This is a genomic window from Chitinophaga sp., from assembly GCF_035761305.1.
GTDB lineage: Bacteria > Bacteroidota > Bacteroidia > Chitinophagales > Chitinophagaceae > Chitinophaga.
In genome coordinates this window covers 1-21,765 of the sequence record NZ_DASTRI010000056.1, presented here as the reverse complement: position 1 = coordinate 21,765, position 21,765 = coordinate 1, and the positions used below count along the sequence as shown (strand labels likewise).

The window sequence follows — 21,765 nt, the reverse complement described above, 5'->3', positions numbered from 1 at the left end:
TACCGCCCTGCCAAAAGCAGCGGCTATTTCCATTACTGCCGATGTGCCGGAACCGTCGTCATCTGCGCCATAAAATATTTCATCGCCGCGCTGGCCCAAATGATCATAGTGCGCTGTAACAAATACCAGCTCATTTTTTTTTATCCGTACCCTCCAGGTAGCCCAGCACATTGCTGGAGCGCAGCTGCTTTACCTCTTTCTTAAACAATACCTGCACCGGCTTTTTAACTACGCGGGGCTTTAGCTTATCGGCCGTAGCAGACTCCAGCAGTGTACCGGCGTCTTTAATGCCTAACAAGCCGGCCGCCATTTCCGGGGAAATATAGTATACATTGCTAGTATAGGCTGCTGCCTGTTGGGGCTTACGCATGTAAGTGGGCGTTTTATACAAATTGCTGCCGCTCACTTTTTCCATGCGGGCAGCGCCTTCATTCACCACCAGTACTGCAGCGGGCTTTTGCTCCATCAGCTCTGTAAGCTTTTTGCTGATGCCTCCCCAAACAGAAGGCCGGCGGGTTTCGGTAAGCAGGAAAGTAGTATCGTTCTTATGCGGCTCGCCGGGCAGCAGCAACACTACCTGCCCGGTTACATCCAGGTTGGCGTAATCATTATACGTATCTGTACGAATACCATACCCTGCAAAAATTACCCTGGAAGCTTTTAGCTGCTGATCCTGGCAGGCATACAGGCTGCTGTAGTAATCTTTTCCAAAGTTATAGGTATGCCCGTCCAGCACTATTTTACCGGCGGTCAGCGTGTCCTGGTACAGGTAAAAATATTGCTCCCACCGGCCCTGGGCGCCTGGCTGCAACCCAGCTTTGCTGAACTGCGATATAATATAGCCGGCAGCCCGCTGCTGCCCTTCTGTGGCTGTTTCACGGCCCTGCATAGCAGCGCCGGCCACTACCTCCAGCTGCTGTTTTACGGCGCCGGGCGTAATTCCTTCGCCAAACCGGGCCGCCACGGCAGGCTGGCCTTTTGGCGTGGCAATATGCTCATCGTGCTGCGCCCATACACTTATGCTGCTGCATAAGCCGATGGCCAGAAGTATATGTAGTTTCATAGTTGTAGCATTATTATGAAAACTGAAGCTGAATAGATATTGGTTAAAAAAAGCCGGGAAGATGGCATTCTCTTCCCGGCTTATGACTAAATAAATTATTTCAATTTGCGTGTTTACAAACAGGCGATCTTGCGTACCCTGTTCTCGTGGCGGCCACCTTCAAACGGTGTGTTTATAAATACTTCCACCATTTGTTTGGCAACGCTGGTATCTACAAACCTGGCGGGTATACAAATAATGTTGGCCTCATTATGCCCGCGGGCCAGCCTGGCCAGCTCCTCGCCCCAGCAAATGGCTGCGCGTACGCCCTGGTGCTTATTGGCGGTAATGGCCACTCCGTTGGCGCTGCCGCATATCAGCACACCAAAAGCTACTTCTTCCCTTTCTACTGCCGTGGCTACCGGGTGCGCATAGTCGGGGTAGTCGGCCGAATCTTTCGAATGAGCGCCAAAATCTTTTACCTGCAATCCTTTTGCTTCCAGGTAAGAGATAATTTCTTCTTTATAATCAAACCCGGCATGGTCGGAACCTACTGCTACGGGTAATGACATGTTAAATAACGCAGGATAGTGCATATCAGTTTTTCTTTTTAATCACTAAGACCATTCTTCTTCCTCTTCTTTTACTACTAATGCACGGTCGGTGTCGTCCATTCCCTTCAATGCTTTCTTGGATATAAAGATACTGATTTCGTACAGCAAATACAGCGGTGTAAACACAATCAGCTGGTCTACCACGTCCGGCGGCGTAATAACAGCAGCCAGCACCAGTATTACTACTATGGCATGGCGGCGGTAAGAACGCATGAAATCGGGCGTTAGCAGCCCTATTTTAGTAAGGAAGAATACCAGGATAGGCAGCTCAAACAACACACCCATACCCAGTATGATCTGCGTCATTAAAGAAAAATAATCGTCCATGAAGAACTGGTTCACCGCTTTATCGGTTACCGTATAGCCAGCCAGGAAGTTAATGGTAAAGGGGGCCATCAGGAAGTAGCTGAATGCTACTCCTAAAAAGAACTGGAAAGATACCCAGAAGATAATGCCCCTGGCGCCTTTCAGCTCGCGCTCTTTTAAAGCGGGTTTAATAAAACGCCAGAGCTCCCAGCAAATGTAGGGGAAAGCCAGCACCAGGCCCAGTATAAACGCCAGCTTAAACTGCAGCATAATCTGACCGGCCATTTTAAAATTCTGGAACTGCACCTTTACCGGTGTAATACACATTTTATCGCCCAGGCCTACAAGATGGCCGAATTTACACATGAGTACGTAGGAGGGGAAATTCGGATTGGTAGGACCAAAGATCACATTATCCAGTATTTCCTTGGTGTAAACAAAGCCAATGATGCTAAACACCAAAATGGCCACCACTGATCTGATAATGTGCCAGCGCAGGTCCTCCAGGTGATCGAAAAAGGACATTTCTGCCTTTTCATTATTATTCGCAAAAATCTTCTTAAACATTGTATCAAAAGTAGATCAGTGTAGAATGAATCTAAAATCAAGATCACAAATATATAGAAAGGGCAATAAGCAAGAAGTAAAAATTAGATGAAGGAGGTTTTAACGCATTGAACGGAAATAAGCAGGGAGGTATAGGTGTGCTACACAAGCGCGTTGGTACAGGTACAAAAAAAGAGCCAGCCCAAGAAGAATCAAGAGCCGGCCTTTCATCCATTGTTTGTTAACCCCAAAAAAGTTGAATTCGAGAATGTCTTCTGCTTCCAGATCTGCTGCTTATTCGATTGATGGCAAGCTTTCAAAATAAGTATTATCTCTGGTTGCGTCTAAATTTTCTATCACAAAAATAGAAAGAATTATTTTATTATCAACGGTATAACAATATTTTTTACAACCCTTTAACAAAAATCAAATAATAGTGTTACATCGTCTTTAGCAAATGTATAAAATCCGTATTAAATTCCAGTACTTTTTTTTAAAACGATTTAGCAAAATATTTCCACCGAATCGTTTTCACAGGCTTTCCCTATCACACTGCAAATATATTAAAAAAAAACAAACAATGTCAAGAGTTGGTTCTTTTTCTTTTACAGGAGAATTGTTTATTTCTGCTAAACTCTTTCCCTGCCCGGAGATACCGCTACGATAAAATTTTCATTTTCACCATTTCTATGCGGGTATCTGTTACGTTCAGCACATCAAACTCATAGTCGTCAATAATAATCCGCTCCTTTAGCTTGGGAATAGTTTCGTGGTGATTAATAATATAGCCGGAGAGGGTTTCGCTTTCATCCTCGGGAAAATCAAACCCATAGCGCTCATTCAGGTAATCCAGCTCCAGGCGGCCGGAGAAGATATATTCTTTTTCCGCAATCTGTTTTTCCACAAACTCCTCCACGTCATGTTCATCTTTTATTTCCCCGAAAATTTCTTCCAGCACATCCTCAATAGTTACGATGCCTGCCGTGCCGCCAAATTCATCTACCACCCAGGCAATGCTTTTACGCTCTTTATTGAACTTGCTCAGCAGGTCTATGGCGCTCATGGTTTCGGGCACCACCATAATAGGATGTATAATGGCCGGAATATCTGCCGGGTTCTTGAACATATCCAGCTGGTGAATGTAGCCCAGTATATTATCAATAGTGTGTTCGTAAATGATAATTTTCGACAGCTTGGTTTCCATGAACTTGCTCCGCGCGGCTGTAATGGGGCTGCTAATGTCCAGGGCCTCAATTTCCTTACGGGGTATCAGGCAGCCGCGGATCTTTACGTTGGCCAGGGAAAGGGCGTTTTCAAACAGCTCTGTATTCAGCTCCTGGCTTTCCGCAAAGTGCTGCTGCGACTGGCGTGTGAAATGCTCAACATCCACCCGCACAAAAGACGGGCGGTTTTCCATGATCCTTACATTGAACAGGTATTTCAATATCCATTCAGAAATAGATACCAATAGGTTGCCGATTACATATAAAGGCTTGGATATAATGGAAATAGGCAGGGCAAAAAAGCTCAGCAGCCCTTCGGGCCGGGAGCGGAACACGGCGCGGGGTATAAAAAAGCCCAGGAAAAGCACCACAAATGTGGCTACAATTATTTCCATGAACAGCAGCACCGGCTGGTAGCTGGCGCTTTTAGCCGGGGTAACGGTGGCTTCCCACAAAGGCTGGAAAATGCCGGCAAACATGATCCCGTATATCACCAGCACAATGCCCAGGCCCAACAGGCTGGTAGCCAGGAAACGGGCCGGGTTTTCATTAAAGGTAGCCAGGATTCTGCCGGTAGCCCTGCCCTGCTTTTTCTTAAGCTCTATACTGAGCTTATTTACATTGGCAAAAGCAGTTTCCATACCTGCAAAAAAACCGGCCAGCAGCACCAGGCCAACCAATATAAGGGTAGTATAACTGTCCATTTTAACAAATATAAGATTTTACACAATTGCGAATGATGCAATAGCAAAATGTATGCGCATCAACTGGCAAAGCTCCGGCAGGCGGTTTTCTGAGGGAAAGTGTTGTACCAGGCCAGGGTTATATAAAGCTTAGTACCAATGCTTTTACTTTCGCATACGCTTTCTCCAGCTCATCGTTCAGCACAATTTCATCAAATTCCGTGGCAAAAGAAAGCTCGTAGCGGGCTTTGGCCAGGCGCTCCTCCAGGGAGGCCTGTGTTTCCGTTCCCCGCTCGCTGAGGCGTTCGCGCAACGCCTCCAGGGAGGGTGGCTGTATAAAAATGGTAAGGGCGGCGTCCTGGTATTTTTCTTTGATGGAAAGGGCGCCTTTTACGTCAATATCCACCATCGGCACCTTTCCCAGGTCCCAGATGCGCTGCAGCTCACTTTTAAGGGTGCCATAGTATTTGCCTACATACACCATTTCATATTCTGCAAAGGCGTTCTCCTCAATTTTATGGTGAAATTCATCGGTGCTCAGGAAATAGTAATCCCGCCCATGCACTTCATTTCCCCGGGGTGTACGGGTACTGGCGGAAATAGAGAATGCGAGCTGCGGCAGCTCTGCTAACAATCTTTTTACAATAGTGGTTTTCCCTGCGCCCGAGGGAGCAGTGATGATGATGATTTTGTGATCCATCAAGATGAATTACGAATTATTTAATTACGAATTTCAGGAATTGTTTAATTTATTCAATAATCGTAATTATTCATAGCCAATAATAGTTTTCGGTGGTATGCTCACATTTACCAGCAGGTAAAGGAGGTATTTGTGTTCGCAATCATTTTCAACGGCATGCCTCATAAAGTGGCCATCATTATTCATAGTCCGGATAAATCTTCGCTGCATTCTCAATTCGTAATTGAATGCTATACGCGTTTAATATCGGCTCCCAGCCGTCTTAACCTTTCGTCAATATACTGGTAGCCGCGGTCTATCTGTTCAATGTTCTGGATGGTGCTTTTGCCTTCTGCGCTCAACGCGGCTATCAGCAGGGCCACCCCGGCGCGTATGTCGGGCGATGACATGGTAATGCCCCGCAGGGAATGTTCCCGGCCCAGGCCTATCACTACGGCACGGTGGGGGTCGCACAGCACAATCTGGGCGCCCATATCAATGAGCTTATCCACGAAGAACAGGCGGCTCTCGAACATTTTCTGGTGTATCATTACACTGCCCCTGGCCTGGGTGGCCACTACCAGCACAATGCTCAGCAGATCGGGGGTAAAGCCCGGCCAGGGATGGTCGTATACCGTTAGAATAGATCCGTCCAGGAAGGTTTGTATTTCGTAGTACTCCTGTGCAGGAATATAAATGTCGTTGCCTTTCAGCTCCAGCTGAATGCCCAGCTGGCGGAATTTTTCAGGGATAATGCCCAGGTGCTCCACCCCGGCATTGCGGATGGTGATCTCGCTCTGCGTCATGGCAGCCAGCCCTATAAAAGAGCCGATCTCGATCATATCCGGCAGCATGCTGTGGCTGCAGCCTTTCAGGGAGGTTACGCCCTCAATGGAAATGAGGTTGGAGCCTACCCCGCTGATACGGGCGCCCATGCTGTTCAGCATTTTGCACAGCTGCTGTATATAGGGTTCGCAGGCGGCATTATAAATAGTGGTGGTGCCCTGCGCCATTACCGCGGCCATAATAATGTTGGCGGTGCCGGTTACGGAGGGCTCGTCCAGCAGCATATAAGCGCCTTTTAAGCCTGCGGTGGCTTCCAGGCGGAAAAAATTATCGTCTGTATCGTACACGAACTGTACGCCCAGCTTTTCAAAACCAATAATATGAGTGTCCAGGCGGCGGCGGCCTATTTTATCGCCGCCGGGCTTGGGTATGTAAGCTTTGCCGTAGCGGGCCAGCAACGGGCCGGCAATCATTACAGAGCCCCTGAGCCGGCCGGATTTCTTTTTAAACTCCGGGCTTTGCAGGTACGCCATATCTATATTGGCGGCGGTAAATTCACAGGTGTCCCGCGAAGTGCGGTTTACCTGCACTCCTATATCTGCCAGCAGCTCTATCAGCAGGTTTACATCCAGTATATCCGGGATGTTGCTGATGGTTACTGTTTCCGGCGTAAGTAATACCGCGCTGATGATCTGTAATGCTTCGTTTTTGGCTCCCTGGGGCACAATTTCCCCTTTAAGGCGGTTACCGCCCCTTACTTCAAAAGCACTGCTCACTTGTTCCTGTTTTTATTATTGTACTTGTTACTGCTGTGCTTACCGGCTTTGCCGTTATTGCTTTTGAATTTGTTTTGCTGGAACGACTTGCGTTTGGCGCCGCCGCTGCCGGTATTGCGCGGGAACTCGTTGCCGCCTCCGGCACTAAAGCTGGCGGCAGTACTGCCACCGGCGCCGGCATGGTATTCCAGCTGCCCGTCGGTAATAGTTCCCAGCTCGGAACGTATGGCGTCATCATGTACACTTTCCTTATGCCAGTTGCTGTAGGCCAGCTTCATATAGTTGCCAATGCATTGGGTAAAGCCTTCCTTTTTTTCGGGGTTTTCCTCATGCAGGGCTTTATCTATCACCATTTCCAGGTTTTTGCCAAAGTGCCGCAGCTTGGGATATTTTTTAGGATAGGGCAGCTTTTCGGGCTTATACTTTAAAGTTTCCCGGGTGGGTATGGGATAGGGGGATTCTACATCCAGCTTAAAATCGGAGATCAGGAACAGGTGGTCCCACAGCTTATGGCGGAAATCTTCCACGTTCCTCAGGTGGGGGTTTAACGTACCCATCAGCTCTATCAGGGCCATAGCCTGTCCCTGGCGCTGCTCTCTGTCCTCAATGCTCAGCAGGTACTCGATCATTTTCTGAATATTCCTGCCGTACTCCTTCATAATTAAATGATTACGGGTGGTATTGTATTCCATTATATGAATTGTCTGAAATTTAAAAAACAATAAGTTTTACGGATTGCTAAGTCAACTTTACGGGAAGAAACAAAGTAAGGAACATAGTGTACTTTGCTGTGAAGTAACCGTAACTGCAAACTTAGTAAAAAAACCTCAAATATATTTTACAATATACCTGCCATTTTAGTGCTACGCGGGCATGCCAATGCCGGCAGCCGCTGCGGCGGCCTGCTGCTTACCGGTATAAACACCTTACTGCCCGGTGCCTGCCCGGAAAACCGGCGGCCGGCGCCCATTTGCCGCAACGTTTTGTGAATGAGTAACGGTTTGCGCCTGTTGTACTTTATGATGCCTGGCGCATGCCCACGCAATAATGTAACGTATATACGCTTGCCTACAGTGTAACACAGGAATGGTTCAGCCTATCAGTTAAATTTCACAACGTTTTTCATAACGGAATCAGAACCTACTCCACCACATTAATAGTACGGTAAAAACTTTCTTCCAGCGAAATCAGGGTTTCCGTTCTTTCAATGCCTTTGATCTTCTGCAGCTCATCGTGCAGGATCCGGCGCAGCTGTGTAATATCTTTACAAATAATCTCCGCAAACATGCTGTAGCTGCCGGTTGTATAATTCAGGCGCACCATTTCCGGTATTTTACGCAGCTCTTTGGCAACGGTATCATACATTGAGCTTTTTTCGAGATAAATACCAATAAAAGCTATCACGTCGTAACCGATCATTTTTAAATCTACATGTAATTTAGTACCTTTAACGATACCCAGTTCTTGTAGTTTCTTCATCCTTACGTGGATCGTACCACCGGAAACAAACAATTTCTTCCCGAGGTCGGCGTAGGAGATCTCCGCGTTATTCATCATTTCACTGATGATCTGAAGATCAAGTTTGTCAATATTCAAATTGTGGCTCATTTTGACAATTTGTTTTTGATTGTTTTAAATACCCTTGCAAATATTTAAAAAATATCGAAATTTCAAAAATTTTTCTTAAAAAATTTGCAAAAAATACCCGTCCTGTTTAGATTTGCATCATTGAAAGTTTGAAACGGAAAACAAGCAGGTTAAAAAGTAACCAACGCCTTCCGAAACAAATGGCCACTATACTGTGGGGTGATGGAATTGGCAGACATGCCCTCTTGTCTCGAGGGTGGGGAGTCCGGGATAAACGTAGCATAATGGGTTGACCACTAATCTTATTTGTGCTAAGGCTAACCGCCCCGTGAAGGTTCGAATCCTTCTCCTACAGCGTTTAAAAGGTGTATCATAATCATTAATGATACACCTTTTTTTATTTAGTTGATAATCAATTCATCTTTCTGACTTTAAAAGTCAGCCTAATTTTCAACACCCCGCGTTCTCCCTGCATTTTACGCGTAAAATGAAATATTTTTGCTGCAAATGGGACAAAAGAAACTGCAACGCTTTGCTGAGATTGAAACTTTTCCGAATGTGCTGATATACCCGGAAGGCATGCCCGGTAAATGGGCCGGCTTTTTCGGCAACCGGCAACCGCTTACACTGGAGCTGGCCTGCGGCAAAGGCGATTATACCCTGGCGTTGGCCCGGCGCTTCCCGGAACGTAACTTCCTGGGGGTTGACCTGAAAGGCAACCGCATATGGCGGGGCGCCAAAACCGCCCTGGAGGAGCCGCTGCCCAATGTGGCCTTCCTGCGCACACAAATAGATAAGCTGGACCGGTATTTTGCCCCGGGCGAGATCAACGACATCTGGATCACCTTCCCCGACCCGTTCCTGCGGCAGTCAAAAGCCAAAAAGCGGTTAACGCATCCCAAGTTCCTGCAGCTGTACCAGCCTTTGCTGGCGCCAGGGGCCACCATTCACCTGAAAACAGACAGCCCTGAGCTGTATGCTTTTACAAAGGAAGTAATTGCGGCCTGCGGCTGTGAAACCCTGGAAGATATTGCCAACGTATATGCGCTACCGGAAGTGCCTGCGTTGTTACAGATAAAAACCTATTATGAAGGTATGCACCTGAGCAATGGACGCACCATCCGCTACCTGCGTTTCCGCCTGCCGGCCACACCCATTAACTGGCGCGAAATAAAGTTACCCGCTGATGCAGCCGCTGAAGGAGCATATTGACTTTTACTATAACGAACACGGCTATATGGTATTTACTGCACAGTATCACCTGAACCGGGGATATTGTTGCGGCAATGGCTGTAAACACTGCCCTTTTGATTATGAAAAAGTCCCGGAACCCAAAAGAACCGCCCTCCTTGCCGCCCGCCAAAAGCAGCAGCAGGAAGGAACCAGCTGATACCTTTTCTTTTTTTCCACGGGTATACGAGCTGGTACGGCAAATACCCAAAGGCCGCGTAACCTCTTATGGCGCGCTGGCAGAAGCCTCCGGCCTGCGTATAACCGCACGCATGGTAGGCTGGGCCATGTATGCCGCCCATACGGCTAAACCGCCCATACCTGCCCACCGTGTAGTGAACAGCAGCGGCGTGTTAAGCGGCAAAGATCATTTTGCTACCCCTACCCTTATGCAGGAGCTGCTGGAGCAGGAAGGAATAATTATAAAGAAAGATAAAATACAAGATTTTAAAACCGTATTTTGGGACCCGGTAACCGGAAAGGGACAAACCGTAAAACAGCGAACAAAAACAAACAAGCGTAACAGCAGTTAATAATTACCACGGCCCGTTATCCTGAATGATTATTTATGTCGGCATTAAAACTAAAACTGGATCAAGATCAGCTGGTTGAAGACTTCTTTGACAGTACCCACCTGGTAGGTATTGTATCTTCCGGCCGTGACTACCAGCTGTGCTGGCAAATAAACAAGCAGCTCCATTACCTTTTCCGGGTAAATAATTCACTGGAAATAAAGCTCACCAAGCATCAGCGCGCTTTTTACTTTACGGTGTTTGAATACCAGGAGCCCACCAAGTCTGTTGCACATTACCTTTATAACAATCATTGCAAGGCAGAATTTTTGCTGCCGGAACTAAAAAATATTGATTACCTGTGGCTGATTAAAGGCGATTACTACCAGCCGCAGGATGTTAAAAAGCTAACAGAGGAATTACGCCGTGTAGAGCTGGTACAATTGGTATCTTTATTAGACCTGAGAGAAATTAAGCATAAGGTGAACCTTATATTTTAAGTAGACAAAAAGGACAGTAAACCGTTTAGGTATTCCCGTTACCAGCTCTGTACATTTATATGTTTAAACATTAAACCTATTTTATGTGGGAAGAAAAGAACAACCAGCTACACCGTTCTTTTGAGTTCAGCGACTTTAAAGCAGCCTTTGCCTTTATGACCAAAGTAGCACTGGCAGCAGAAAAGATGGATCACCATCCTTACTGGACCAATGTTTACAATAAGGTGGAAATATACCTGAGCACACATGATGCAGGCGATGTAGTAACGGAAAAAGATCACCGGCTGGCAAAAATCATTGACGGCTTGTTATAAACTTATATTAATACCTGTGAAGCGGATCTGTTATTTATTATTGTTGCTCATTTGCTATTCCGCCGGCATTTATGCCCAACCACCCACTGAAGATACTTTATCAATAGATATGGGGGCGCCGCCTGCCAGCATTGACCTGCGCCCTTATATTTCCAGCCTGGATGCATCCGGTACCCCTCTTTCCCTCTCACGAATTAACCAGCAAACATTTACGCGCCAGGAGCGGTTATTTCATCCGAAACCGAGAAACAATGAACAAACGCACAACTGCTGGCTGAAATTTACCATACGCAACACCGGCACTACAGACAGCAGCCTTACCTTTTTTGCGGGCTGGCACGACTTTATGTACTGGTATGCCGGCAGCGGGGGCCGTTACCAGCTGTTGGTGCAAACCGGCTTAATGCAGGACAACGGTAATGTTAAACGGTGGGACCATTATGCATTTCCTGTAACAGTGCCTGCAGGCCAAACCCGTACTTTTCTGCTGCATATCATTAACAGGTCCTTTAATGAAAATGCGCTGATGCCCATGCTGTATAATGCGCTGCAGTACGAGCGGTTCCGCAACCGCCAAATCAACACCTACCGGTCACAGGCCGTTGTAATACAGGTGCTGCTGGGCATGCTGCTGGTATTTCTGACCATTGCCATCATTAATTATATTCAGCTGCCGGACCGCTCCTACCTGTACTTTGCCGCCTACATCCTGGGCCTTATATTTTTCTTTGCCCTGCGGCTGGAAAACAAGCCCTACCAGCTGTCTGTTTTTCACCGCTGGCCCATGCTCAAGTATTACTGGGACACGCTTGCCCTGCTCTTTTGCTTTTACCTGATGTACCTGCTGTTTGGCAATGCCTTCCTGAACCTGAAGGAAAGGTACCCCTACATGGAGCGTATATTTACCTTTGCCGCAGCCTGCACCGGCGGCATCATTATTATTTTCTTCTTTTGCATAACACAGCAGCAGTATCATATACCCGGCGTTATTTACAGCTACCTGTACCTGGTTTTACTGCTGCCGCAGCTGGTAATATACCTGGCGCTGGCCAAACGTTCCCGCCACCACCCGCTGGTACGTTTTTTCCTGTTTGGCTCCCTGTGCTATTATGTTGCCAGCCTGCTGGGCTTTGTGCTGCAAATAAAACCTTTGGGCTTTGTAAATGCGCTGAGCACCCTCTCTGCCCCTACCATGCCCATGATCACCGGCGTATTCCTGCAGGCCACCTTTTTCCTGGCGGGGCTTAGCTATCGTAATAAGCTGGTGCACCATGAGCGCACCAAAACCCAGGAAATGCTTATTAAACAGCTGAACAAGAACAAGGAGCTGCAGCGCAAGCTCAATGAGCAGCTGGAGGAGCTGGTAAAAGAGCAAACCTCTGAAATACTGCGCAAAAAACAGGAGCTGGAAGAACAGCGGCAGATACAGCTGAATATCGAATATGATAAAAAGCTCACCGAAATTGAGCTGAAGGCCATACGGGCGCAGATAAACCCGCATTTTATTTTTAACTGCCTGAATTCTATCCAGTTATTTGTAATGCAGCGCGACTATGAATATGCGCAGAAATATTTGTCCGATTTCTCTTATCTCATTCGCAAAACACTGGATTTTTCCCGGCGTAATTTTATTACTTTAACAGACGAGATCACCTACCTTAATACATACCTGGGCCTGGAAAAAATGCGTTTTGAGAATAAAATGGAGTACGACATAAGGGTAGATCCGGCGATAGCCACTACGGAGCTGGAAATACCAGCCATGCTGCTGCAGCCTTACGTGGAAAACGCCGTGAAATATGGCATGACCAATCCCAACCAACCCATCGGGCACCTGATCATACGCTTTCAGCAGCTGGCCGGCGACATACTGGAATGTATTATTGAGGATAACGGTATTGGCATTGCCCGTTCCAAAGAGCTGCGTACATTGCCCAAACATCACCAGTCGTCCGGTATGGAGATCAGCTCAAACCGGGCGGAGTTATTGAACAAAATGTATAATACAGATATTCATATAGAGGTAATCGACAAATCCGGACGTAACTTTACAGAAAGCGGTACCGTTGTAAGAATACTGATACCGCAGCTGTAGCCGACTTTTTTTAGAGCAGACCCCTTATTGCAACATATGATAAAAGCAATTATTATTGATGATGAACGCAACAGCCGGGATATTATAGCCCTGATGCTGGGTAAATACTGCCCGGAAGTAAAGATTGCCGATACTGCGTCTGACTGTGCAGACGGCATCCGCAAAATAACCCAGCACCAGCCCGAGCTGGTGTTTCTTGACCTGGAAATGCCCGACGGTACCGGGTTTGACGTGCTGCAGGGTACCCAGGACGATGCTGCTTTTGAAGCAGTATTTGTAACGGCGTTTGAAAAAAAATTCCTGCACGCCATCCGCTTCAGCGAAGTGGAGATTATTTTAAAACCCATTGACAAGGAAAGCCTGCTGCAGGCCGTGCAAACGGTATCACAACGCATTAACGCGCAGGTAAGCAAAAACCGTTACCGTGTACTGCTTGACAACTTTAATAACGGCAGGCAGGCTAACTGGAACCTGCTGCTGCCACTGGCCAATGGCGCTGAAACCACCATTTGCACCACTGACATCGAATACCTGGAGTCCGGCACAGACTACTGTACCTTTTACCTGGAAGATGGCAGCACATACCAGGCGGAACGCAGCTTCCGCCATTATGCCGACCTGTTTATACCGTTGCGTTTTTACCAGGTAAACAATACCCAGATGGTGCAGCTTTCCCATATTAGCCGCATTATGCAGGACAGCCACCATATACTGCTAAACAGCGGCGTACAGCTGGAAATAACAGAGCGCCGTAAAAAAGACCTGATAAGCCTGTGCCGCTAACGGCGCATTTAATACCTTAACTATAAATATTTGGCAATATTTTAGCCGTACTGCGTAAAAACACCACCATGAAAAATCGCGTTTTACAGCTATGCTGTGGAATACTGGCTGCGGGCATACTATTCAGCAGCTGTGTTACTACCCGGGACCCGAACAGGTTGCCGCCAGGCCAGGCTAAAAAGATTTACGGAACAAAATCGGCCAAACCCTTTGCACCCGGGCAGCAGAAAAAAAGGTACTGATAAATAACATACACACAGGCGCTGAAAACTGCTTAGCACTTAGCTGTTTTCAGCTAAATAAAAAGAGGCTGTATCAATGATGCAGCCTCTTTATTTATATGAATGTTTTTATGCTTACCCGTTCATGGATATAAGGAATTCCTCATTGTTCTTGGTGCCGCGCATGTGCTGCAGCATAAAGTTCATGGATTCTTCCGTATTCATATCCGCCAGGTGGTTACGCAGTATGTAAATACGTTTCAGCATATCTTTTTCCAGCAGCAGCTCATCACGGCGTGTAGAGGAGGCCGTTACATCAATTGCCGGGAATACGCGCCTGTTGGCCAGCTTACGATCCAGCTGCAGCTCCATGTTACCGGTACCTTTAAATTCTTCAAAGATCACTTCGTCCATTTTGGAGCCGGTGTCAATCAAAGCTGTAGCCAGTATGGTTAAGGAACCGCCGTTTTCTATTTTACGGGCAGCGCCAAAGAACTGTTTGGGCTTTTGCATGGCGTTGGCTTCCACACCACCGCTCAATACCTTACCGGATGCCGGCGCCACGGTGTTGTGGGCGCGCGCCAAACGGGTGATGGAATCCAGCAGTATCACTACATCGTGCCCGCATTCTACCAAACGTTTTGCTTTTTGCAGGGCAATGGCAGATACTTTTACGTGCTTTTCCGCAGGTTCGTCAAAGGTAGAGGCAATTACTTCCGCCTTTACGCTGCGTTCCATATCGGTTACTTCTTCCGGGCGTTCATCTATCAGCACCACCATCAGGTACACTTCCGGGTGATTGGTAGCTATAGCGTTGGCCACTTCTTTCAGCAGCATGGTTTTACCCACTTTAGGCTGCGCTACTATAAGTCCGCGCTGGCCTTTACCAATGGGGGTAAACATATCCATTATGCGGGTAGAGTAGTTGTTGGAGGTGGTGGTTAACCGCAGCTTCTCAAAGGGAAACAGCGGCGTAAGGTAATCGAAAGGTACGCGGTCGCGCACTTCTTCCGGCGACTTGCCGTTAATGGTTTCCACCTTTAACAAGGCAAAGTATTTTTCTCCTTCCTTAGGCGGGCGTACAGAGCCTTTTACCGTATCGCCGGTTTTTAAGCCGAACAGTTTTATCTGTGAGGGAGAAACATAAATATCATCCGGGGAGCTGAGGTAGTTGTAGTCGGAAGAGCGCAGGAAGCCATAGCCGTCCGGCATCATTTCCAGCACGCCTTCGCTTAAAATTATACCGTCAAACTCAATATTGAATGCGGGTTCTTTTTTGGGAAAACGCTGCGGCTGCGGTTGTTTGGCCGGGCTGGTGAAAAGGGTTTCATCCGGCAGTACAAAATCGTCATCGTCCTCCTCTGCTTCCTCTTCCTCTACGGGCACTGGCTCTTCTTCGGCTGCTTCATCTTCTGTAAAAGCCGGCAGCACTATGTCATCATCATCGTCAAAAGTAAGGGAAGGAATGCTATCGAGATCTATATCAAAATCTTTAACTTTTGATTTCGGAGTTTCTGTTTTAACAGGCGGTTCTTCGTCATGATCATCATGGTCAGCGCCTTTTGCTTTAGCACCGGCTTTTCTGCCGCGTTTTGCTGGTTTTTCTTCTGCGGCAGCAGGTTCTTCAGCAATGTGAGTTTCTTCTTCTTCTTTTTTAGCTGGTTTCCGTTTACGTGTTTTTTTCTCTTCGCCGTTGGCCGGGTTACCTTCAGAGGCCATCACTGCCTGCTTGTCCAGGATTTTGTAGATGAGGTCCTGTTTGCTAAGTTTCTTTGCGTTGGTCACATCGAGTTTCTCTGCAATGTCAAGCAGCTCAGGAACGAGCATGTCGTTCAATTGTAAGATGTCGTACATCATCGTGTGTTGTCAAATTTTTAGGAGTGTGTTTAGGCGGGTACCACTACATACCAACATACACCAATTACAAATAATTGTTTTTTTGAGTCCAATAAATTTAATTTGGTTATTAAATCTGATAGGGATTGCTGAGTTCAGGAACTGCTGATGAAGATGGAAATAAAAAACTTGATCAGACAGATAATAACTGCAAGATTAATACAACTTTTACTATTATCCAAAAATTTTTGAATGCCTGCACTCCCCAAAGATCATTGCCCATGGCAGGGTACAAGACATTTTACCTCTCTATAAATCATAACAGTGGCCCCTTTCGGGGCCCGCTCCTTTTTAGGCAGCCCCAGGCATTGTTTTTTGCATACTATACAGATTTAACATTTTTTTATGCTAATTGTGCAGGGCCTGTTCAGGCGGACTTACCCTGCCGGGGCTATGGACTATGACGTTTAACCCTTATTTTTGCAGTCCTAAAAATCAAATTATGAGCCAAAGAGTGAAAGTCAAGCAAATATTGTCCGATGAAAAGGTACAATACGACGTAACGGTAAAAGGTTGGATACGGTCATTCCGTAACAACCAGTTTATTGCCTTAAACGACGGCTCTACCAATAATAACCTGCAGGTTGTAATAGATCCCGCTACCGATCCGGCCCTGCTGAAACGCTTTACCACCGGCGCTGCCATCAGCGTAAAGGGAGAGGTAATTGCCTCCCTGGGCAAAGGACAGCGGGTGGAGGTAAAAGCCCGGGAGATAACAGTACTGGGCGACTGCGATCCTGAAAAGTACCCGCTGCAGCTAAAAAACCGCCCCAGTCTGGAATACCTGCGCGAAATAGCGCACCTGCGTTTCCGCACCAACACCTTCGGGGCAGTGTTCCGGGTACGCCACGCTTTGGCCTTTGCCGTACACCGTTTCTTCAATGAAAGAGGTTTTGTATACCTGCATACGCCTATTATTACCGCTTCCGATGCAGAGGGCGCCGGTGAAATGTTCCGCGTAACCACGCTGGACCTGAAAAACCCGCCCAGTACTCCGGAGGGTGATATTGATTTTAAAGAAGATTTCTTTGGCCGCCCCACCAACCTCACTGTTTCCGGCCAGCTGGAAGGCGAGCTGGGCGCCATGGCCTTTGGAGATATTTATACTTTTGGCCCTACTTTCCGGGCAGAAAATTCCAATACAGCCCGCCACCTGGCGGAGTTTTGGATGATAGAACCTGAAATGGCGTTCTACGACCTGGAAGATAATATGAACCTGGCCGAGGCTTTTATTAAATACGTAATCGGGTATGCATTGGAGCATAACCGTGAAGACCTTGAATTTTTAGCCCAGCGCCTGGCAGAGGAAGAAAAGCAAAAGCCACAGCAGGAACGCAGCGACATGGGCCTGCTGGAAAAACTGGAGTTTGTGCTGAACAACGAATTTATGCGCCTTACCTATACAGCGGCCATTGATATCCTGAAAAACAGCAAGCCCAATAAGAACAAGAAATTCCAGTACCTGATTGAAGATTGGGGCGCCGACCTGCAAAGCGAGCATGAGCGCTACCTGGTGGAAAAGCATTTTAAAAAACCGGTAATACTCACCGACTATCCCAAAGCCATTAAGGCTTTTTATATGAAGCAGAATGAGGATGGAAAAACCGTACGTGCTATGGACATCCTGTTTCCTGGCATTGGGGAGATAGTGGGCGGCTCACAAAGGGAGGAAAACTATGACAAGCTGGTACAACGCATGCAGGAGCTGCACCTGCCGGTAGAAGAGCTGAACTGGTACCTGGACACCCGCCGCTTTGGCACCTGCCCGCATGCCGGCTTTGGACTGGGCTTTGAAAGGCTGGTGCTGTTTGTAACCGGTATGGGCAACATCCGCGATGTAATACCTTTTCCCAGAACACCTAAAAACGCTGAGTTTTAACAACGCCGCGCAGCGGTTTATATACAGTTCGCCATTTACAGTTTACGCAAGACAGTAAATGGCGAACTTTTTTTATGGATTTATTTAACAGGCGCATCTATATAACAGTAAAGCGCTCATCCATTCCTAATATATAAATCGTTGTTGTATGGCAGAAATTAACACCGCATCCTCTCCCGGCCGCGGCCAGGGAAAGGCACACCGTAAAGTGCGCTCTACCCGGGTAGACATGACGCCTATGGTAGACCTGGGCTTTTTACTCATTACCTTTTTTATGTTAGCCACCAGCCTGGCGCAACCCAAAGCTATGGACTTTGCGATGCCGCGTGCAGACGGTGACTCTATGAAGCTGGCCGACAGTAAGGCGCTCACCATTATGTTAGGCGGCAATAACCGGATAGCCTGGTACGAAGGCATCGGTAACGACCCGGCCCACCCGCCGCAGGTACAGTACAGCAGCTTTGCCATGCACCAGGGCATTGGCGATGTAATACGTAAGAAGCGCCTGCAGGTAATGCAAAAATATCGTAGGAATGAGCTGATGGTATTGATAAAAGCAGACAGCGCTGCCAATTACAGGAATGTAGTGGATATTATGGATGAAATGCTTATTAACGATGTGGACCGTTACGCAATAGTAGACATTACAGCACAGGAAAAAGGGTTTCTTCAATAGCTTCCGTCCGCCATTTAATATCTCCATACCTGTTAGCCCGCCCTCCGTTAGCTTTAATGCTTTACGGAGGGCTTTTTATTGCTGTCATTAGTTCACGATCTTACATTTTTACGGTAACTTTATTTATCCTAAATAAACCATTATGGCAACTATCACCCATTCTATCCCTGTTGTGGACCTGGCCGCTTTTACCTCAGGCGACGCCAAAAGCAAGGCAGATTTTGTACAGGCACTGGGAAAAGCATATGAAGAAGTAGGTTTTGTAGCGGTAAAAAATCACGGCATTCCCGATGCATTGATTGCCGACCTGTATAAATACGTACAACAATTTTTTGCATTACCGGCTGCTACCAAATATCAATATGAAATACCCGAGCTGGCGGGGCAACGCGGCTACACCTCTTTTGGAAAGGAGCATGCCAAAGGCTTTGATGCACCGGACCTTAAAGAGTTTTTCCAGTTTGGCCAAACCGTGGAAGATGATGATCCTGTAAAAGAAGAATACCCGCCCAATGTTTTTGTAAAAGAAGTGCCGGAGTTTACGCCTACTTTCCATAAAGCTTACCGTGCTTTTGAGAAAAGCGGTCAATACCTGTTACGCGCCATTGCCCTGTTTCTTGGGCTGGATGAACTTTTTTTTGATGAGCATATTCACAACGGCAATTCTATTTTACGCGCCATTCATTACCCGCCTATCACACAGGAGCCTAAATCGGCCATCCGTGCGGAGCAGCATGAAGATATAAACCTGATTACCTTACTGGTTGGCGCTTCTGCAGACGGGCTGCAGATACTGGACAAACAAAACAACTGGGTGCCCGTAACCTCCCTGCCGGAGCAGATTGTTGTAAATGTGGGCGATATGCTGCAACGCCTTACCAATAACCGCCTAAAATCCACTACCCACCGCGTGGTTAACCCGCCCCGGGAAATGTGGCATACCAGCCGTTATTCCATTCCCTTTTTCCTGCACCCTAAATCCGCCATGCGGCTGGATTGCCTGGAAAGCTGCGTGGATGAGCAACATCCGCAGGAATATGCGCCGGTTACCGCCGGCGAATACCTGGACGAGCGTTTAAGGGAAATCGGATTAAAAAAATGACCATTCAGCTTATTTGAAATCTGAATGTTGAGATTTTGTTTTTAACTTCCGGCTGTGTTCCTACGTCATATACCTTTTCTAAAGGCTGTATTGTTTCACAGTATTACGGCATACGGGGGCCCTCAGGGCCATCTGGCTATGATGCTCAAAACCTTTGTACAGCAGCGTAAAGATGTTACGGAAGAAGAGCTGATGGAATATAACGCCTTCTGCCAGCTGCTGCCGGGCGCTTCCTCTACGCAAACGCTTACCCTTATTGGCTATAAACGGGGCGGGGTGCCGCTGGCCTTTATGACCCTGCTCATATGGATAACACCGGCCTGCCTGATTATGGGCTCCCTCAGCTTTTTATTGCAGTACTTTGATAAGAAGGCGCTGAACGTAGATATTTTTAAATTCGTACAGCCCATGGCGGTAGGCTTCCTGGCTTACGGCGGCCTGCGGGCTTATAAGATAAGCATACGCAACACCGCCACCTTTTTTATAATGCTGGTGTGCATGTCGGCTTCCCTGTTCCTGAAATCACCCTGGACCTTTCCCTGCCTTATTATACTGGGCGGCGTGGTTTCCAATTTCAGCAACAAACGCATACCCGGTTCCACCGAAGCTCCCCGCAAGCTGCAATGGAGCAACCTGTGGCTGTTTGCGCTGCTGTTTATCCTGGCCGGCTTTTTCTCTGAGCTGGCGCGCCAGCATAACTGGATTACGCGCAGGCCCTTTAACCTTTTTGAGAACTTTTACCGTTTTGGCAGCCTGGTATTCGGCGGCGGCGATGTGCTGATAGCCATGATGCTGGAGCAATATGTTACCCGCGCCAAAACGCAGTTCATGACTTCCCATGAGCTGCTTACAGGGGCCGGTATCATGCGCGCCCTGCCCGGGCCCACCTTTTCCATATCGGCCTACGTAGGCGGCATGGTTATGCGCAACCTGGGCATGGGTTACCAGTTCCTGGGCTGCATGCTGGCGCCGGTGGCTATTTTTTTACCCAGCCTGCTGCTGGTGCTGTTCTTTTTCCCCTTATGGCATAACCTGAAAAAATATGTGGTTATTTACCGTGCGCTGGAAGGCATTAATGCCGTGGTGGTGGGCATAATGTGGGCAGCTACCATTATGCTGTTCATGGCCATTACCCCCCAGTGGTATAACCTGCTGATTATGGCTGTCACACTGGCCATATTATGCCTTACGGAGGTACCCTCCCCTTTTATTGTACTGGCCTGCTTACTGCTGGGATGGTGGCTGTAGGCGGCACTGCTTTTACCTGTCGCCTATACCATACTCTTTTATTTTATTATACAGCGTGGTTAACCCTATATCCAGCAGCTCCGCTGCTTTGGTTTTATTGCCGCCGGTATAGGCCAGCACTTTTAAGATATGCTGCTTTTCCATGCCGGCCAGGCTTAAAGCAGCTGCTTCCCCATTTGGCTGCTGCCATAAAAAGTCAAAAGGCAGCGCGGCAATATCCAGTGTATCGGTTTCCGTTAGTATAACCGCACGCTCTATTACATTCCGCAGCTCGCGGATGTTGCCCTTCCAGGTATGCTGCTGCAACGCCTGTAAAAAGGCGGGCGTCATACCCTGTATGCGTTTGTTCAGCTTGGGAGCCAGCTGCTGTATGAACCAGGCGGCCAGCGGGGCAATATCCTCCTTACGCTGGTTCAGGGAAGGCAGCTGCACCTGGAAGGCCGACAGCCGGTAAAACAGGTCAGCACGGAAATGCCCGTTGCTGATCTCTGCTTCCAGGTTACGGTTGGTGGCTGCAATAATACGTACATCCGTTTTAGTAGGCACGGCCTCACCTACCCGGTAAAACTCCTGGGTTTCCAGCACCCGCAGCAGCTTGGCCTGCAGCGCTGTGGGCATTTCGCCTATTTCATCCAGGAAAATGGTACCGCCGCGGGCCTCCTCAAAAAAGCCCTTACGGTCTTTCAGCGCGCCGGTAAAAGCGCCTGCCACATAGCCAAAAAGCTCACTTTCCAGCAGCTCTTTGCCAAAAGCGCTGCAGTTTACCGCTACAAACGGCTGCTGCCGGCGCCTGCTGGCCTGGTGTATGGCCTGGGCAAATACTTCCTTGCCCGCGCCGGTTTCGCCCAGCAGCAGCACGGTAATATCCGCCGGCGCTACTTTGGCTGCCAGATCTATGGCGCTTTTAATGGCCGGCGAGCGGCCAATAATGCTGTCGAAAGTATATTTACCGCCTATTTTTCTCTCCAGCTCGCGTACCCGCAGCTGCAGCAATGCCTTATCCATTGCCTTACCTACCAGGGGCAGCACTTTATTGTTGTCATCGCCTTTGGTAATGTAATCGAAAG

The 21,765-nt window shown here is 47.7% G+C and carries 23 protein-coding genes; 12 read left to right on the top strand and 11 right to left on the bottom strand.

The genetic code is table 11. From position 1 onward, the window contains the following. From VFS25_RS25320 to VFS25_RS05625, 9 genes are all read right to left on the bottom strand, one after another. On the bottom strand, positions 1 to 171 hold a 171-nt coding region (locus VFS25_RS25320; protein ID WP_414647702.1), incomplete at its 3' end, for a M28 family peptidase. Then, entirely contained in the window at positions 131 to 1,063 is a 933-nt protein-coding gene (locus VFS25_RS05660) for a hypothetical protein (protein ID WP_326461150.1), read from the bottom strand. The genes VFS25_RS25320 and VFS25_RS05660, both read right to left, overlap by 41 nt. 113 nt (positions 1,064 to 1,176) lie before the next feature. Beyond that, the gene (gene rpiB, locus VFS25_RS05655; RefSeq protein ID WP_326461149.1) at positions 1,177 to 1,614 is read right to left on the bottom strand and encodes a ribose 5-phosphate isomerase B; all 438 of its coding nucleotides are present in this window, start codon (positions 1,612 to 1,614) and stop codon (positions 1,177 to 1,179) included. Between the two features lie 45 nt (positions 1,615 to 1,659). Continuing rightward, entirely contained in the window at positions 1,660 to 2,529 is an 870-nt protein-coding gene (gene tatC / locus VFS25_RS05650; protein WP_326461148.1) for a twin-arginine translocase subunit TatC, read from the bottom strand. 637 nt (positions 2,530 to 3,166) lie between these two features. Beyond that, entirely contained in the window at positions 3,167 to 4,435 is a 1,269-nt protein-coding gene (locus VFS25_RS05645) for a hemolysin family protein (protein ID WP_326461147.1), read from the bottom strand. Between the two features lie 118 nt (positions 4,436 to 4,553). Further along, positions 4,554 to 5,114: a guanylate kinase gene (gmk, locus tag VFS25_RS05640; RefSeq protein ID WP_326461146.1), complete on the bottom strand. Its 561-nt coding sequence runs from the start codon at positions 5,112 to 5,114 to the stop codon at positions 4,554 to 4,556. Positions 5,115 to 5,344: 230 nt separating this feature from the next. After that, a complete protein-coding gene (murA, locus tag VFS25_RS05635; RefSeq protein ID WP_326461145.1) occupies positions 5,345 to 6,655 on the bottom strand; it encodes a UDP-N-acetylglucosamine 1-carboxyvinyltransferase in 1,311 nt (436 codons plus the stop codon). Next, entirely contained in the window at positions 6,652 to 7,347 is a 696-nt protein-coding gene (locus tag VFS25_RS05630) for a DUF4290 domain-containing protein (protein ID WP_326461144.1), read from the bottom strand. The genes murA and VFS25_RS05630 overlap by 4 nt, the downstream gene beginning before the upstream one ends. A 448-nt stretch (positions 7,348 to 7,795) precedes the next feature. Beyond that, positions 7,796 to 8,263: an Lrp/AsnC ligand binding domain-containing protein gene (locus tag VFS25_RS05625; RefSeq protein WP_029465139.1), complete on the bottom strand. Its 468-nt coding sequence runs from the start codon at positions 8,261 to 8,263 to the stop codon at positions 7,796 to 7,798. Positions 8,264 to 8,749: 486 nt separating this feature from the next. Here VFS25_RS05625 and trmB point away from each other — a divergent pair, with 486 nt between their 5' ends. The 8 genes from trmB (at position 8,750) to VFS25_RS05585 (ending at position 13,918) form a co-directional block, all read left to right on the top strand. Continuing rightward, entirely contained in the window at positions 8,750 to 9,454 is a 705-nt protein-coding gene (gene trmB, locus VFS25_RS05620; RefSeq protein ID WP_326461143.1) for a tRNA (guanosine(46)-N7)-methyltransferase TrmB, read from the top strand. After that, positions 9,429 to 9,632: a DUF5522 domain-containing protein gene (locus VFS25_RS05615; protein ID WP_326461142.1), complete on the top strand. Its 204-nt coding sequence runs from the start codon at positions 9,429 to 9,431 to the stop codon at positions 9,630 to 9,632. Before trmB ends, VFS25_RS05615 begins: the two co-directional genes overlap by 26 nt. Continuing rightward, the gene (locus VFS25_RS05610) at positions 9,556 to 10,005 is read left to right on the top strand and encodes an MGMT family protein (RefSeq protein WP_326461141.1); all 450 of its coding nucleotides are present in this window, start codon (positions 9,556 to 9,558) and stop codon (positions 10,003 to 10,005) included. The genes VFS25_RS05615 and VFS25_RS05610 overlap by 77 nt, the downstream gene beginning before the upstream one ends. A gap of 35 nt (positions 10,006 to 10,040) precedes the next feature. Further along, complete coding sequence (locus VFS25_RS05605; protein ID WP_326461140.1) at positions 10,041 to 10,484, top strand: IPExxxVDY family protein; 444 nt, start codon at positions 10,041 to 10,043, stop codon at positions 10,482 to 10,484. A gap of 83 nt (positions 10,485 to 10,567) precedes the next feature. Next, positions 10,568 to 10,798, top strand: a complete 231-nt coding sequence (locus VFS25_RS05600) for a 4a-hydroxytetrahydrobiopterin dehydratase (protein WP_326461139.1) — start codon at positions 10,568 to 10,570, stop codon at positions 10,796 to 10,798. Between the two features lie 16 nt (positions 10,799 to 10,814). Continuing rightward, entirely contained in the window at positions 10,815 to 12,893 is a 2,079-nt protein-coding gene (locus tag VFS25_RS05595; protein ID WP_326461138.1) for a histidine kinase, read from the top strand. A 36-nt stretch (positions 12,894 to 12,929) separates the two neighbouring features. After that, a complete protein-coding gene (locus tag VFS25_RS05590) occupies positions 12,930 to 13,676 on the top strand; it encodes a LytR/AlgR family response regulator transcription factor (protein ID WP_326461137.1) in 747 nt (248 codons plus the stop codon). A 68-nt stretch (positions 13,677 to 13,744) separates the two neighbouring features. Beyond that, a complete protein-coding gene (locus VFS25_RS05585; protein WP_326461136.1) occupies positions 13,745 to 13,918 on the top strand; it encodes a hypothetical protein in 174 nt (57 codons plus the stop codon). 114 nt (positions 13,919 to 14,032) lie between these two features. Here the strand turns inward: VFS25_RS05585 and rho are convergent, their stop codons facing one another. Then, positions 14,033 to 15,724 (bottom strand): transcription termination factor Rho, encoded by a 1,692-nt coding sequence (gene rho, locus VFS25_RS05580; protein WP_414647701.1) that lies wholly within the window; start codon positions 15,722 to 15,724, stop codon positions 14,033 to 14,035. A 511-nt stretch (positions 15,725 to 16,235) separates the two neighbouring features. Between rho and asnS the strand changes: the two genes are divergently transcribed. From asnS to chrA, 4 genes are all read left to right on the top strand, one after another. Then, entirely contained in the window at positions 16,236 to 17,672 is a 1,437-nt protein-coding gene (gene asnS / locus VFS25_RS05575) for an asparagine--tRNA ligase (protein ID WP_326461135.1), read from the top strand. 148 nt (positions 17,673 to 17,820) lie between these two features. After that, positions 17,821 to 18,348, top strand: coding sequence for a biopolymer transporter ExbD (locus tag VFS25_RS05570; protein WP_326461134.1), 528 nt, complete (start codon positions 17,821 to 17,823; stop codon positions 18,346 to 18,348). Positions 18,349 to 18,490: 142 nt separating this feature from the next. Further along, a complete protein-coding gene (locus VFS25_RS05565; protein WP_326461133.1) occupies positions 18,491 to 19,450 on the top strand; it encodes an isopenicillin N synthase family dioxygenase in 960 nt (319 codons plus the stop codon). Positions 19,451 to 19,504: 54 nt separating this feature from the next. Continuing rightward, positions 19,505 to 20,698, top strand: a complete 1,194-nt coding sequence (chrA, locus tag VFS25_RS05560; protein ID WP_326461132.1) for a chromate efflux transporter — start codon at positions 19,505 to 19,507, stop codon at positions 20,696 to 20,698. Between the two features lie 12 nt (positions 20,699 to 20,710). Here the strand turns inward: chrA and VFS25_RS05555 are convergent. Then, the coding region (locus tag VFS25_RS05555) for a sigma-54 dependent transcriptional regulator (RefSeq protein ID WP_326461131.1) at positions 20,711 to 21,765 on the bottom strand (1,055 nt) is incomplete at its 5' end.

Excerpts from the sequence above, each read along its gene's own strand:
- VFS25_RS05660 (WP_326461150.1), bottom strand. The coding sequence starts at position 1,063 with ATGAAACTACATATACTTCTGGCCATCGGCTTATGCAGCAGCATAAGT.
- rpiB (WP_326461149.1), bottom strand. The coding sequence starts at position 1,614 with ATGTCATTACCCGTAGCAGTAGGTTCCGACCATGCCGGGTTTGATTAT.
- tatC (WP_326461148.1), bottom strand. The coding sequence starts at position 2,529 with ATGTTTAAGAAGATTTTTGCGAATAATAATGAAAAGGCAGAAATGTCC.
- VFS25_RS05645 (WP_326461147.1), bottom strand. The coding sequence starts at position 4,435 with ATGGACAGTTATACTACCCTTATATTGGTTGGCCTGGTGCTGCTGGCC.
- gmk (WP_326461146.1), bottom strand. The coding sequence starts at position 5,114 with ATGGATCACAAAATCATCATCATCACTGCTCCCTCGGGCGCAGGGAAA.
- VFS25_RS05630 (WP_326461144.1), bottom strand. The coding sequence starts at position 7,347 with ATGGAATACAATACCACCCGTAATCATTTAATTATGAAGGAGTACGGC.
- VFS25_RS05625 (WP_029465139.1), bottom strand. The coding sequence starts at position 8,263 with ATGAGCCACAATTTGAATATTGACAAACTTGATCTTCAGATCATCAGT.
- trmB (WP_326461143.1), top strand. The coding sequence starts at position 8,750 with ATGGGACAAAAGAAACTGCAACGCTTTGCTGAGATTGAAACTTTTCCG.
- VFS25_RS05615 (WP_326461142.1), top strand. The coding sequence starts at position 9,429 with ATGCAGCCGCTGAAGGAGCATATTGACTTTTACTATAACGAACACGGC.
- VFS25_RS05610 (WP_326461141.1), top strand. The coding sequence starts at position 9,556 with ATGAAAAAGTCCCGGAACCCAAAAGAACCGCCCTCCTTGCCGCCCGCC.
- VFS25_RS05605 (WP_326461140.1), top strand. The coding sequence starts at position 10,041 with ATGTCGGCATTAAAACTAAAACTGGATCAAGATCAGCTGGTTGAAGAC.
- VFS25_RS05600 (WP_326461139.1), top strand. The coding sequence starts at position 10,568 with ATGTGGGAAGAAAAGAACAACCAGCTACACCGTTCTTTTGAGTTCAGC.
- VFS25_RS05590 (WP_326461137.1), top strand. The coding sequence starts at position 12,930 with ATGATAAAAGCAATTATTATTGATGATGAACGCAACAGCCGGGATATT.
- VFS25_RS05585 (WP_326461136.1), top strand. The coding sequence starts at position 13,745 with ATGAAAAATCGCGTTTTACAGCTATGCTGTGGAATACTGGCTGCGGGC.
- rho (WP_414647701.1), bottom strand. The coding sequence starts at position 15,724 with ATGCTCGTTCCTGAGCTGCTTGACATTGCAGAGAAACTCGATGTGACC.
- asnS (WP_326461135.1), top strand. The coding sequence starts at position 16,236 with ATGAGCCAAAGAGTGAAAGTCAAGCAAATATTGTCCGATGAAAAGGTA.
- VFS25_RS05570 (WP_326461134.1), top strand. The coding sequence starts at position 17,821 with ATGGCAGAAATTAACACCGCATCCTCTCCCGGCCGCGGCCAGGGAAAG.
- VFS25_RS05565 (WP_326461133.1), top strand. The coding sequence starts at position 18,491 with ATGGCAACTATCACCCATTCTATCCCTGTTGTGGACCTGGCCGCTTTT.